Origin of the sequence: Lentzea albida (assembly GCF_900111005.1) — a bacterium.
In the GTDB taxonomy this organism is placed as follows: Bacteria; Actinomycetota; Actinomycetes; order Mycobacteriales; family Pseudonocardiaceae; genus Lentzea; species Lentzea albida.
Genome location: NZ_FOFV01000030.1, coordinates 1 through 12,475, shown reverse-complemented (window position 1 = coordinate 12,475; position 12,475 = coordinate 1). Strand labels below are relative to the sequence as shown.

13 protein-coding genes are annotated in these 12,475 nt (G+C 69.1%); 9 read left to right on the top strand and 4 right to left on the bottom strand.

What is annotated here, in order from left to right; genetic code table 11:
• Positions 1 to 32: 32 nt before the first annotated feature.
• The 6 genes from BMY74_RS41985 to BMY74_RS41960 all read left to right on the top strand — a co-directional run bounded on the left by BMY74_RS41985 (position 33) and on the right by BMY74_RS41960 (position 5,768).
• Positions 33 to 1,556: a protein kinase family protein gene (locus tag BMY74_RS41985; RefSeq protein ID WP_089927399.1), complete on the top strand. Its 1,524-nt coding sequence runs from the start codon at positions 33 to 35 to the stop codon at positions 1,554 to 1,556.
• Between the two features lie 67 nt (positions 1,557 to 1,623).
• Positions 1,624 to 2,241, top strand: coding sequence for an RNA polymerase sigma factor SigM (gene sigM / locus BMY74_RS41980; RefSeq protein ID WP_089927514.1), 618 nt, complete (start codon positions 1,624 to 1,626; stop codon positions 2,239 to 2,241).
• Positions 2,238 to 2,984, top strand: a complete 747-nt coding sequence (locus BMY74_RS45605; protein ID WP_089927397.1) for a hypothetical protein — start codon at positions 2,238 to 2,240, stop codon at positions 2,982 to 2,984. Before sigM ends, BMY74_RS45605 begins: the two co-directional genes overlap by 4 nt.
• A gap of 78 nt (positions 2,985 to 3,062) precedes the next feature.
• Positions 3,063 to 4,043: a thioredoxin-disulfide reductase gene (gene trxB / locus BMY74_RS41970; RefSeq protein ID WP_089927395.1), complete on the top strand. Its 981-nt coding sequence runs from the start codon at positions 3,063 to 3,065 to the stop codon at positions 4,041 to 4,043.
• A gap of 34 nt (positions 4,044 to 4,077) precedes the next feature.
• A complete protein-coding gene (gene trxA, locus BMY74_RS41965) occupies positions 4,078 to 4,407 on the top strand; it encodes a thioredoxin (protein WP_089927392.1) in 330 nt (109 codons plus the stop codon).
• A 221-nt stretch (positions 4,408 to 4,628) separates the two neighbouring features.
• Positions 4,629 to 5,768 (top strand): N-acetylmuramoyl-L-alanine amidase, encoded by a 1,140-nt coding sequence (locus tag BMY74_RS41960; protein ID WP_089927389.1) that lies wholly within the window; start codon positions 4,629 to 4,631, stop codon positions 5,766 to 5,768.
• A 54-nt stretch (positions 5,769 to 5,822) separates the two neighbouring features.
• Here BMY74_RS41960 and BMY74_RS41955 read toward each other — a convergent pair whose 3' ends face one another.
• Entirely contained in the window at positions 5,823 to 6,455 is a 633-nt protein-coding gene (locus tag BMY74_RS41955; RefSeq protein WP_089927511.1) for a GNAT family N-acetyltransferase, read from the bottom strand.
• A 133-nt stretch (positions 6,456 to 6,588) separates the two neighbouring features.
• Here BMY74_RS41955 and BMY74_RS41950 point away from each other — a divergent pair, with 133 nt between their 5' ends.
• A complete protein-coding gene (locus tag BMY74_RS41950) occupies positions 6,589 to 7,905 on the top strand; it encodes an aminotransferase-like domain-containing protein (RefSeq protein ID WP_089927386.1) in 1,317 nt (438 codons plus the stop codon).
• A 16-nt stretch (positions 7,906 to 7,921) separates the two neighbouring features.
• Entirely contained in the window at positions 7,922 to 8,866 is a 945-nt protein-coding gene (locus tag BMY74_RS41945) for a D-alanine--D-alanine ligase family protein (protein ID WP_089927383.1), read from the top strand.
• A gap of 138 nt (positions 8,867 to 9,004) precedes the next feature.
• On the opposite strand, the gene BMY74_RS41940 is transcribed toward BMY74_RS41945, so the two are convergent.
• From BMY74_RS41940 to rsmG, 3 genes are all read right to left on the bottom strand, one after another.
• Positions 9,005 to 9,979 carry a ParB/RepB/Spo0J family partition protein gene (locus BMY74_RS41940; protein WP_089927381.1) on the bottom strand — a complete coding sequence of 325 codons (975 nt, stop codon included), beginning with the start codon at positions 9,977 to 9,979 and terminating at the stop codon, positions 9,005 to 9,007.
• On the bottom strand, positions 9,976 to 10,851 hold the full coding sequence (locus tag BMY74_RS41935; protein ID WP_089927377.1) for a ParA family protein: 876 nt from the start codon (positions 10,849 to 10,851) through the stop codon (positions 9,976 to 9,978). Before BMY74_RS41935 ends, BMY74_RS41940 begins: the two co-directional genes overlap by 4 nt.
• Before the next feature lie 95 nt (positions 10,852 to 10,946).
• Complete coding sequence (gene rsmG, locus BMY74_RS41930) at positions 10,947 to 11,594, bottom strand: 16S rRNA (guanine(527)-N(7))-methyltransferase RsmG (RefSeq protein WP_089927374.1); 648 nt, start codon at positions 11,592 to 11,594, stop codon at positions 10,947 to 10,949.
• 176 nt (positions 11,595 to 11,770) lie between these two features.
• Between rsmG and BMY74_RS46785 the strand changes: the two genes are divergently transcribed.
• Entirely contained in the window at positions 11,771 to 12,241 is a 471-nt protein-coding gene (locus BMY74_RS46785; protein WP_218159943.1) for a protein-tyrosine phosphatase family protein, read from the top strand.
• The last annotated feature ends 234 nt before the right edge of the window (positions 12,242 to 12,475 follow it).

Below are 12,475 nucleotides of genomic sequence, written 5' to 3'. Positions count from 1 at the left end.
GTCCGTGACCGTCGTCCCGTACCCTCGTTTCCGTGAGTAGCGGAGTCCACGCCGCCCTGGTCCCCGGCGGCGTCATCGGCAATGGCCGCTACCGGCTGCTCGCGAAATCAGGCGCCGACGCGAGGTCCAACGCGGAGCTCTGGCGCGCGCGGGACGGCCAGCTCAACCGGGACGTGGCGCTGACCATCCTGTTGGGCGACCTGGCGAACGGCGAGGCCGCCGCCCGAGCACGGCGGACGGTCGAACGGGCGATGCACGCGTCGTCGTTCACGCACCCCGGTGTGTCGAGGGTGATCGACGTCCTCACGCCGGGCACCGGCATCCGCCCCGACGAGGGCATCCTCGGCATGGTCATCGCCGAGTGGACCCAGGGCACCGACCTGATGGACCTGATCGCGGAGGGCCCGCTGCCGGCGGGCGCCGCGACCCGCCTGCTCGAACCGCTCGGCGCCGCCATCGAGGGCGCGCACCACGCCGGTCTCGTGCTGGGCGCCGACCACCCGCAGCGCATCCGGGTCACCTCGGACGGCCGCCTGCGCCTCGCGTTCCCCGGCCCGCGGCCGGACGCGATCGCGCGCGACGACGTCAAGGGCCTGGGCGCGATCCTGTACCTGCTGCTCACCGGCCGGTGGGCGCTGCCGGGCGGTCCCCAGGGCGTGCCGGTGGCCCCGACGGGCCCGGACGGGTCCGTGGTCGCGCCGAACGCGTTGCACCCGTACCTGCCGCACGACCTGTCGTCCGTCGCGGTGCGTTCGCTCGAGGACACCTCGGTGGGCGGCATCCGCACGTCCGCGGCGATCCTGCAGGTCCTCGACCAGATCGCGGCCGAGGAGGCCCAGACCGCACTGCTCTCGCCGGTGTCGTCGTCTCGCGACGACGATGACGACGAACAGGTCGTCTGGACGACGCAGAAGCCGCGCCAGGACAAGCAGACGAAGAAGAAGCTGTGGATCAGCGTCGCGGTGCTCGCCGTCGCCACGCTGACCGTGATCGTGTGGCTGAGCGTGCAGATCGTCGGGTTCTTCAGCGACGAGCCGACCAAGGGCGGCGGCCCGACCGTCGTGATCAACCAGCCCGGGTCGAACGGCCAGACCGCACCCCCGCCCGCGCCGGCCGGACCGGTGCAGCCGGGCCAGATCGGCGTGTACGACGTCACGAACCAGCCCGATAGCGCGAACCAGGCCAGCAGGGCCGTCGACGGCAACGCGGGGACGTTCTGGCGGACCGACAACTACTTCCAGCCGTTCCCGACGCTGAAGCCGGGCATCGGGCTGATGGCGTCGTTCGCGGAGCCGGTGAAGCTGGCCTCGGTCACGGTCACCTCGCCCAGCAAGGGCACGAAGGTCGAGATCCGCGTGGCGTCGGCGCTCGACTCGCCGCTGGAGGAGACCAAGGTCATCGGGGTCGCGGACCTCTCGGACGGGCAGACGCAGATCCAGCTGAACGAGCACGAGGCGACCGGCCACGTGCTGATCTGGATCACGCAGCTGGCCAGTCCCGGTGGCGGCAAGAACCAGACGGAGATCCGAGAGATCGTCTACACCAGGGCCCAGTAGAACTACGCGGGCACGCTGAGTAGACCTGTCCGGGTGATCTGTGATCACTCTCGCTAAAGTGCGTCTCGTGACCGCCGCAGCCAGCTCGGACGCCGATCTCATCTCGGCCCACGCCGCAGGTGACCCCTACGCGTTCTCGGAGCTGGTCAAACGGCACCGGGACCGGATGTGGGCGGTGGCGTTGCGCACGCTGCGCGACCCCGAAGAGGCCGCGGACGCGCTCCAGGAGGCGTTCATCTCGGCCTTCCGGGCGGCGTCGTCGTTCCGCGCGGAGTCACAGGTGACCACCTGGCTTCACCGGATCGTGGTGAACGCGTGCCTCGACCGGATGAGACGCCGACAAACAAGACCGACAGTGCCGTTGCCGGAGGCCGGCCCCGGTGAGCCCGTCGCGCCCCGTGACGCGATGAGCGACCGCGAGACCAGCCTCATGGTGCAGCAGGCGCTGATGGAGCTGCCGGAAGAGCAGCGGGCGCCCATCGTGCTCGTCGACGTCGAGGGATACTCGGTCGCGGAGACGGCCAAGCTCCTCGGCATCGCGGAGGGCACGGTCAAGAGCCGGTGTGCGCGAGGTCGCGCCAAGCTCGCCAAAGTTCTCGGGCACCTCAGGAACCGAATCGCAGATGCGAACGTCCCAGCTGACGGTGTGAATGTGCAAGAGCAACGTCAGTGGGAGGGTCGATGACCGGCATGGAGCGCGTGCCGATGGGTCCGCCGTGGTCGGTTGACCTCATCGCGGACCTCCACGCGGGTGTGCTGCCCCCTGAGGTCGCCGCACAGCTGCGCCCGAGGGTGGAGGCCGACGCGGAGGCCGCCGAGATCCTCCGGGCGCTCGACGCCACGCTGGAGGACCTGCAGGCGTTGCCGCCGATCCCGATGCCCGACCACGTGGCCGCCCGGATCGACGCGGCGCTGGCCGCCGAGGCCCGTCCCGGCATCGCGCCGGTGGTCTCGCTGAACGACGCCCGCAAGCGCCGCAACCGCAGGCTGGGACTCGGCGGTGGTGTGCTGGTGGCCGCCGCGGCCGCGTTCGGCATCGTGTTCGCCGTGGCCCCCGGCGGTGACCAGGCGAACAACACGCCCGGTGACGCCGCGCCGGCGCCCACGACGAACTCGAACTCGGCGTCCGCCCCGCTGTCGCTGCAGCGCAACGAGCTGGGCTCCGCGGTCGGCGAGGTGCTCAAGGCCCAGAACTACGGCCCGCTGGAGACTCCCGACCGGTTGGCCGGCTGTCTCAAGGGCGGGGGCATCACGAGTTCGGGCACGCCGCTCGGCATCAGCCCGATCAACCTCGAGGGCAAGGACGCCGTGATGGCGATCCTGCCCGCGGGTCTCGGCGAGTTCCGGCTGGTCGTGCTGGATCCGAAGACCTGCGGGCCGGACCAGCCGGCGGGCGTGCTGGCCGACACGACCATCAAGCCGAGGTAGTCGCTCAAGTCACGGAATTAGCTGCACCTACGATCCGTTGAGCCAGTCAGACGACGAGATCGAGGAGTTGCATCAGCCGTGAGCGTGCGCAACGTGATCATCATTGGATCGGGCCCTGCGGGTTACACCGCGGCGGTCTACGCGGCACGTGCGCAGCTGGAGCCCCTGGTCTTCGAGGGTTCGCAGTACGGCGGCGCCCTCATGACGACGACCGAGGTCGAGAACTACCCCGGCTTCCGCGACGGCATCATGGGCCCCGAGCTCATGGAGCAGATGCGCGAGCAGGCCACCCGCTTCGGCGCCGAGCTGCGCGCCGAGGACGTCGAGTCGGTCGAGCTGACCGGTGAGGTCAAGAAGGTCGTCGCGAACGGCGTCACCTACGAGGCGCGCGCGGTCATCCTCGCGATGGGTGCCGCCGCCCGTTACCTCGACATCCCCGGCGAGCAGGAGCTGCTCGGCCGCGGCGTGTCCGCCTGTGCGACGTGCGACGGGTTCTTCTTCCGCGACCACGACATCGCCGTGGTCGGCGGCGGCGACACGGCGATGGAGGAGGCGACGTTCCTCACGCGCTTCGCCAAGTCCGTGACGGTCATCCACCGCCGCGAGGAGTTCCGCGCCTCGAAGGTCATGCTCGAGCGCGCCCGCGCCAACGAGAAGATCAAGTGGCAGCTGAACACGCAGGTCACCGACGTGCTGGGTGACGGCACGGTGTCGTCGATCAAGGTCAAGGACACCCAGACCGGCGCCGAGTCCGAGCTGCCCGTCACCGGCTTCTTCCTCGCGATCGGCCACGACCCGCGTTCGGCGCTGGTGAAGGGCCAGGTCGACCTGGACGCCGAGGGCTACGTCGTGACCAAGGGCAAGACCTCCTACACGAACCTCGACGGCGTGTTCGCGGCCGGCGACCTGGTCGACCACGAATACCGTCAGGCGATCACCGCCGCCGGTTCCGGCTGCAGCGCCGCGATCGACGCGGAGCGGTGGCTCGCCGAGCACGGCACCGAGCAGGCCGAGATCGCCGCCGAGGCCGTCGGTGGCGGCTACGGCAAGAGCAACTGAAGTTCCTTCTGCGAGATCTTTTAGGGAGAGCAACATGGCAGGCGCCACCGTCACGGTGACCGACAAGTCGTTCGCGGACGACGTGCTGACCAGCGAGAAGCCCGTGCTGGTCGACTTCTGGGCGACCTGGTGCGGCCCGTGCAAGATGGTTGCCCCGGTGCTCGAGGAGATCGCGGCCGAGCACGGCGAGAAGCTCACCGTCGCCAAGGTCGACATCGACGCCAACCCGTCGATCGCCCGCGACTACCAGATCATGTCCGTGCCGACGCTGATCCTGTTCCAGGGCGGCCGTCCGGTGAAGCAGATCGTCGGCGCGAAGCCCAAGGCCGCGCTGCTGAACGACCTGTCGGACGTCCTGGCCTGAGCAGGAAAAGTTGCATAGAGCTGAGAAGTTCTTTGCAACGCGCAACGTGACCCGCCCGTCTATCGATAAGACGAGCGGGTCACGTTCGTTTTGGTGCCGAGGCGGTGATCTCGGTGCGACTGTGAGTAGCCCTGCATCGATCACTCTGCGGTACAGGGCACAATGAAGACTTCCCAACTGACGCGCCGACCAGGTTCGGCGCCCTAGTCGAGCGAGGGTGCATGCAGCTGCTCCGCCGCGGGGACGTCGGAAGTGATGTTGCCGAGATCCGGTCGACCCTGACCAGGCTCGGACTGCTTCCGCCGGCCGACCCACAGGCGCCGCCGGTGTTCGACCAGCAGGTCGAGCACGCAGTGCGCGCGTTTCAGCAGCAGCGGGGGCTGATCATCGACGGCATCGTCGGTCCGGCGACCTATCGAACGCTCCGCGACGCGACGTTCCGGTTGGGGGACCGGCCGCTCGCCTTCCTGATGTCGCAGCCGACGACCGGTGACGACGTCCTGATGCTGCAGGAACGCATGCTGGAACTCGGCTACGACGCCGGCCGCGCCAACGGCGTGTTCGGCCAGCAGACCGAGCAGGCGCTGCGGAACTTCCAGCGCGACTACGGCTTGATCGTGGACGGCATGTGCGGTCCGGACACGGTGCGCGCGTTGCGCCAGCTCCAGCCGAAGGTCCGCGGTGGCCGTCCGCAGCTGCTGCGCGAGCAGGAGCGGCTGCGCGGTGCCGGTTCACGCCTGTCGGGCAAGCGGATCGTCATCGACCCCGGCCACGGCGGCCAGGACCGCGGTGTGGTCGTGGACGGGCTGTCCGAGGCCGACCTGATGCTGGACCTGGCCCGTCGCCTCGAGGGCAAGATGGCCGCCACCGGCATGGAGGCCCTGCTCACGCGCGGCCCCGACAACTGCCCGGACGAGGGGGAGCGCGCCCGGTTCGCCAACGAGGCCGGCGCCGACCTGATCCTGTCGCTGCACAGCGACGGCAACTCGTCGCCGAACGCGCAGGGCGTGGCCACGTTCCACTACGGCACGGGCAACGGCACGTCCTCCACGGTCGGTGAGGCGCTCGCCGGGTTCATCCAGCGCGAGGTCACGGCCCGCACGACGATGTCGAGCTGCGGTTCGCACCCGAAGACGTGGGACCTGCTGCGGCTCACCCGCTGCACGGCCGTCCGCGTCGAGGTGGGCTACCTGACGAACGCCGAGGACCGCGCCCGTCTGGCCACGCCCGGTTTCCGCGACATCGTGGCCGAGGGCATCCTCGTGGCCGTGAAGCGCCTGTACCTGCTCGGCAAGGACGACCAGCCGACGGGCACGTTCACGTTCAACGACCTGCTGCGCTACGAGATGTCGAAGAGCTGACGTTCTGACGAAAATGGCCCCCTCGCTGCCGGCGAGGGGGCCGTTTTCGTTGCTCTAGACCGGTCGGAAGCTGGGTTCCGCGGTGGAGACGGTGACGCTGTTGAGAAGGCGCTCCAGAGCGGCCTCCACGTCTTCCTTCCAGGTGATGGAGCTGCGGAGCTCCATGCGCAACCGGGGCCAGCGGGGGTGCGGCCGCACGGTCTTGAAGCCGACGCTCGTGAGGAACTCGGCCGGCGTGACGCAACTGGCCTCTTCGTCGTCCGGGCGCGTGTCGCCGAACGCCTCGATGGCCTTCACGCCACGACGCGTCAGATCCTTCGCCACGGCCTGCACGAGCACGCGCGCGAGTCCTCCCCCTCGGAACTCCGGGAGGACGTCCAGCGACGTCATGAGGACCGCGTCCGGGCTCACCGGGGAGGTGGGGAAGGCGGCGCTGCGCGGAACGGCGGCCGGTGGTGCGTAGAACACCGAACCGGCGGGGATGCCGTCGCAGTAGATCAGGCGACCGCACGAACCCCATTCGAGCAGGACGCTGGAGACCCAGGCTTCCTTCTCGAACTCGGTGTCGCCGTATTCCTCGGCCTGTTCGCGCAGGTGAGGAGCCAACTCCCAGAAAACGCACGTCCTGCTGTGCTTGGAGAGATGCTCCAGGTTGTCCAGCGTGACGCCCACGACGCGACGGGACACCCCGACCTCCACCCGTTAACACACACAGTGAACCCATACGAGGGTAGGCGAATGTGACGGAACCCGGAAGGCGCGTGCCCTGAACGGGACGACGGTTACACTCGCTCGGGACATTTCCCATACAGGAGTCCCCATGACGATGCCCGGTCAGCCAGCCAAGCAGGGCCCCAGAAGCCTTGACCCCCACCTCCGCCGCTACGCAGCGCGCACGGCAGGGATGACGGCATCGGAGATCCGGGCACTTTTCGCAGTGGCGTCCCGTCCCGAGGTGGTCTCGCTGGCCGGCGGCATGCCGCACCTGGCCGCGTTGCCGCTGGAGTCGCTGTCCGAGGAGATCGGTCAGCTGGTGGCGTCGGAGGGGCTCGTCGCCCTGCAGTACGGCTCGGCGCACGGTGTCCCGTTGCTGCGCGAGCAGATCTGCGACGTCATGGCGCTCGAAGGCATCAACGGCCACCCGGACGACGTGGTGGTGACCGTGGGCTCGCAGATGGGCCTCGACATGGTCACCCGGATCTTCTGCGACCCCGGTGACGTGGTGATCGCCGAGGGGCCTTCTTATGTGGGCGCCCTCGGGTCGTTCACGGCGTACCAAGCGCAGGTCGTGCACGTGGCGATGGACGCTGACGGTCTCGTGCCCTCGTTGCTGCGTGAGGCGCTGGAGGCCTGCAAGCGTGCTGGGCAGCGGGTCAAGTTCCTCTACACGATCCCGAACTTCCACAACCCGGCCGGCGTGACGCTGGCGGTGTCGCGGCGGGCCGAGATCCTGGAGATCTGCCGGACGTACGGCGTGCTGGTCGTCGAGGACAACCCGTACGGACTGCTGGGCTTCGACGGCCAGACGTACCCGGCGCTGCGGTCTCTCGACCCCGACAACGTGGTGTACCTCGGGTCGTTCTCCAAGACGTTCGCCGCCGGGCTGCGGGTCGGCTGGGTGCTGGCGCCGCACGCCGTCCGCGAGAAGCTGGTGCTGGCGGCCGAGTCGGCCACCCTGTGCCCGCCGACGCTGAACCAGATGATCGTGTCCCGGTACCTGTCGACGCAGGACTGGAAGGGTCAGATCAAGACCTACCGCGAGGCGTACCGGGAGCGTCGGGACGCGGCCATCTCCGCTCTCGAACAGCACATGCCGCAAGGTTCCACGTGGAACATCCCCGACGGCGGTTTCTACGTCTGGGTGACGGTGCCGGAGGGCATCGACACCAAGGCCATGCTTCCCCGCGCCGTGACGGCCCGCGTGGCCTACGCGTCCGGCACGGGTTTCTACGCGGACGGGTTCGGCTCCCGGCAGTTGCGCATCTCGTACTGCTACCCGACCCCGGAGCGCATCCGCGAGGGCGTCCGCCGCCTGGCGAACGTCATCGAGGAGGAGATGCAGCTGGCCGCGACCTTCGGGGCGACGCCGGGCCGTCAGCTGTCCGGTCCGCAGACCCCGTCGCCTGACACCGCCTGATCCTTGGAGTTGTGCTGTGGCTGACCGCATGGTCGCTGTGCTGTCCGGTGGGCTCTCCCACGAACGCGAGGTCTCGATCCGCTCCGGCCGCCGTCTGTCGGCTGCCCTGCGGTCGGTCGGCCTCACCGTGGAGGAGTGGGACGCCGACGCCTCGTTGCTCGGCCGTCTGGGCTCGAACCGGCCGGACGCCGTCGTCGTCGCGCTGCACGGCGGTGAGGGCGAGAACGGATCGGTGCAGGCGATCCTCGAGATGTTCGGGGTGCCGTACGTGGGCACGGACTCGCGGGCGTGCCGCCGGGCGTGGGACAAGCCGACGGCGAAGGCCGAGCTGGCCCGTGCCGGACTGGCGACGCCGGAGTGGATCGTGCTGCCGCACGCCACGTTCCGGGAGCTGGGCGCGCGGCCCGTCCTCGACGCGATGGTGTCGACGCTCGGCCTGCCGCTGATGCTGAAGCCGGACCAGGGCGGGTCCGCGCTGGGCGCCCAGGTCGTTCGTGACGCGGCCGAGCTGCCGCCCGCGATGGTCGGGTGCCTGGCGTACGGGGACACCGTGCTGGCCGAGCAGTTCATCTCCGGCGTGGAGGTGGCCGTGTCGGTGGTCGACGGTCCGGAGGGTCCGTACGCGCTGCCCGCGGTCGAGATCGTTCCGGAGAGCGGGGTGTACGACTACACCGCCCGGTACACCGCGGGTCTGACGGACTTCCACGCGCCGGCTCGGCTCGACGCTGCCGCCGCGAAGTCGGTGGGGGAGCTCGCCGTGGCCGCGCACCGGTTGCTCGGGCTGCGGGACGTGTCGCGGACCGACGCCGTGGTGGCCGAGGACGGGACGGTCTACTTCCTCGAAGTGAACGTGTCGCCGGGGCTGACCGAGACGTCGCTGCTGCCGATGGCGGTCGAGGCGGCGGGGCAGTCGTTGGGCGAGATCTACGCCGGGTTGATCGAGCGCGCTGTCGCTCGCTGATATCTGCGTGTTGCGGGGCGGTGCCGACGCTGTCGGTGCCGCCCTTTTTTCGTTTCGAAATAGGTGACGCCCCGTATCCGTCCGGATGCGGGGCGTCATCGTCACCGTGACATAAGACCCTGGTGTGATCCTATGGGCCTACTCCGATGTCCGAATTGTCGTTTCCGGGCTCATCATGCCGATGATCCTTTGAAGATCGTCAACTGACCCGAACTCGACGACGATCCGGCCCTTCCGCTGCCCGAGTTCGACCTTCACGCGGGTGTCGAAGTTGTCGGAGAGGCGCTCGGCGAGCTCCTGCAGACCGGGCGCGTGCATCTGCTTGCGCGGGGCGGCCTTCTCCTTCTTCGGCTTCTCGTTCTTCGCGATGCTCACCGCTTCTTCGGTCGCGCGGACCGACATGCCCTCGGCGATGATCCGTGCGGCGAGGTCTTCCTGCGCGCCCGCGTCGTCCAGACCGAGGAGGGCCCGCGCGTGGCCGGCGCTCAGCACGCCCGCCGCGACCCGTCGCTGGACGGGGAGGGGGAGCTTCAGCAGCCGGATGGTGTTCGTGACGACGGGGCGGCTGCGGCCGATGCGGTCGGCGAGCTCCTCGTGCGTGACACCGAACTCCTCCAGCAGCTGCTGGTAGGCGGCCGCCTCTTCGAGCGGGTTCAGCTGGACGCGGTGGATGTTCTCCAGCAGGGCGTCGCGCAGCATGTTGTCGTCGGCGGTCTGCCGCACGATGGCCGGGATCGTCTTCAGCCCGGCCTGCTGCGTGGCCCGCCACCGGCGCTCGCCCATGACGAGTTCGAACGTGTCCGCGGTCAGCTCGCGGACCACGATCGGCTGCATGAGCCCGAACTCCTTGATGGAGAACGAGAGCTCGTCGATCGCGTCCTGGTCGAACACCTGGCGCGGCTGCTTGGTGTTCGTCCTGATCGCGGTCACCGCGATCTCGCGGTACACCGCCCCCGCGACCTCACCGGCCGGCTGCTGCGGCGCGGACCTGGTGGCGGTCCCGTTGCCGACCGCCGCCGCGGGCCGGATGGTGCTCGGCGCACCGGCCGGCGGACCCTGGGGGATGAGTGCGGCCAGGCCGCGCCCGAGTCCGCCCTTGCGCTGCTCCGTCATGCGCCCTCCCTCTGTGCCCCGCGGTGCGCGATCTCCTTGGCGGCGTCGAGGTAGCTCATCGACCCGCGCGAGCCCGGGTCGTACGTCAACACCGTCTGCCCGAATCCTGGTGCCTCGGAGACCTTCACGCTGCGCGGAATCACGGTCTTGAGGGCGACGTCGCCGAAGTGCCCACGCACCTCACTGGTCACCTGGTCCGCGAGCTTCGTGCGGCCGTCGTACATCGTGAGGAGGATCGTGGAGATAGCGAGGTCGGGGTTGAGGTGCTGCTGCACGAGCTCGATGTTGCGCAGCAGCTGGCTCAGACCCTCCAGCGCGTAGTACTCGCACTGGATGGGGATCAGCACCTCCTGCGCGGCGACCATCGCGTTGACGGTCAGCAGGCCGAGGCTCGGCGGGCAGTCGATGAAGACGTAGTCGGGCTGCAACTGGTCGAGCGCCTCGGGGCTCAGCGCCTCCTTGAGCCGCGACTCACGGGCCACCATCGAGACGAGCTCGATCTCGGCACCGGCGAGGTCGATCGTCGCGGGCACGCAGTAGAGGTTCGGGGACGTCGGGCTGACCTGAGCCGCCTCGGCGATGGAGATCTCACCGATCAGCACCTCGTAGACGGACGGCGTGCCGCTGCGGTGCTCGACGGAGAGCGCCGTGCTGGCGTTGCCCTGCGGGTCGAGGTCGATCACGAGCACCTTGAGCCCGTGGATGGCGAGTGCGGCGGCGAGGTTCACCGTGCTCGTCGTCTTGCCGACGCCACCCTTCTGGTTGGCGACGGTGATCACCCGGCGATGGGTCGGGCGGGGGAGCAGTGACTCGTCGGGGTGCAGCACGCTTGCCGCACGAGCCGCCTCTTCTGCAATCGGGGTCCACACCACGGCGCTGTCATCTCCGTTGTTGGTCGGCTTGGCTTTGGGTTTGGAGGGCTTCGTTTCACGTGGAACATCGGCAGCCTGGAACTCCGGGTACACGCTCACCGATCCCTCCGCGTCTGGCGCTCCACGATGAGCACCGTCGTAGGCACCTCAAGTACGTCCGCTCCCACGACGACGACCCGCGGGTTCACGCCCCCGGCTTTGGCCACTGCGGCACCGTCGCGGTCCAGCTCTTCTGCAGCACGCTCGCCCTTGAGCGCCACCATCCGTCCGCCGCCCTTGAGGAGCGGCAGGCACCACTTCGTCAGCTTCTCCAACGGAGCCACCGCCCGCGCCGTGACCACGTCGCAGTTCAGCAGCTGCTTCCGGATCGGCCCCTCCTCGGCGCGGCCGCGGAGGACCGTCACGTTGTCGAGGCTCAGCCGTTCCTTCACTTCCTCGAGCCACGCGACGCGGCGCGCCATCGGCTCGAGGAGCGTGATCCTCAGATCAGGCCGCGCAATGGCGAGCGGGACCCCGGGCAACCCAGCGCCCGAGCCCACGTCGACGACCCGTTCGTTCTTCTCGAACAGCTCCTCGATCACCGCCGAGTTGAGCACGTGCCGTTCCCAAATCTTGTCGACCTCGCGGGGACCGATGAGTCCACGCTCGACGCCGTGCTCCTCCAGGAGCCTGACGAACTCGGCGGCACGCTCAACGTGCTCACCGAAGACGAGCTTCGCGTTGTCGGGCAACTCCCCGGCCATGTTCTCCGTCCGTGAGCGTTTCACGTGAAACCACGCGGCGGCGACGTTCCGGCGGCCGGTGGAAAAGCTGGCGAATGCCAGGGCACCATCATGACGGATCGACGGCGGGTGGCGCCAAATCCTGAGCGCCGTTTCACGTGAAACTTGGGGGAAAGTTGCTTCCGGCTCTCTACACGGTGGACTGGGACGGGCCCGGCGTCGTTTCGACGATGGCTCACCCGGCCGGCGGCGCGTTGCTGGAGGGGAAGGTGCGAGGGCTGCGCCGGCTCGGTGTCGACGTGGTGGTGTCCGCTCAGACTGATTCGGAACGGGTCGAGTGCGACCTCGTGGATCAGGAGCGGGTGGCGGTGGCGGCCGGGCTGCAGTACGTGTGCTTTCCGATTGCGGATCGGTCGGTGCCTGATGTGGATGCGGCTGTGGCTGTTGTAGGTGGGGTGCATGCGCTGTACCGGCGTGGGGCGCATGTGGTGTTCCACTGCTGGGCTGGGATTGGGCGGTCTTCGTTGTTGGCCGGGATGTTGTTGGGGATGGAGGGGGTGGAGCCGGAGAAGGCTTGGCGGTTGATTTCGGCGGCCCGGGGGTTTCCTGTGCCGGACACGGGGGAGCAGGAGGAGTGGTTGGCCGACTGGTGGGCCGGGCGGGAGTAGGGCGGGCTTCTGGTTTCACGTGGAACGTCGGCTCGGGTCGGCTTGTGTGGGTCGGCGGCGGTTCCAGCGGAAGGGTCACCGATGCGGTCGTGTCACCTTGTGTCGGTGGTCGCGTCGGGTCGTGTCGAGCCGGTGCCGGTCATCGCCGCTTCGCGACGATCGCGATTGGGGCTTGACTTCGGGGCCCTTGCGAGGCCTTCCTCGGCCTAGAAAAGCCGGGGTTGTGAAGCCCGG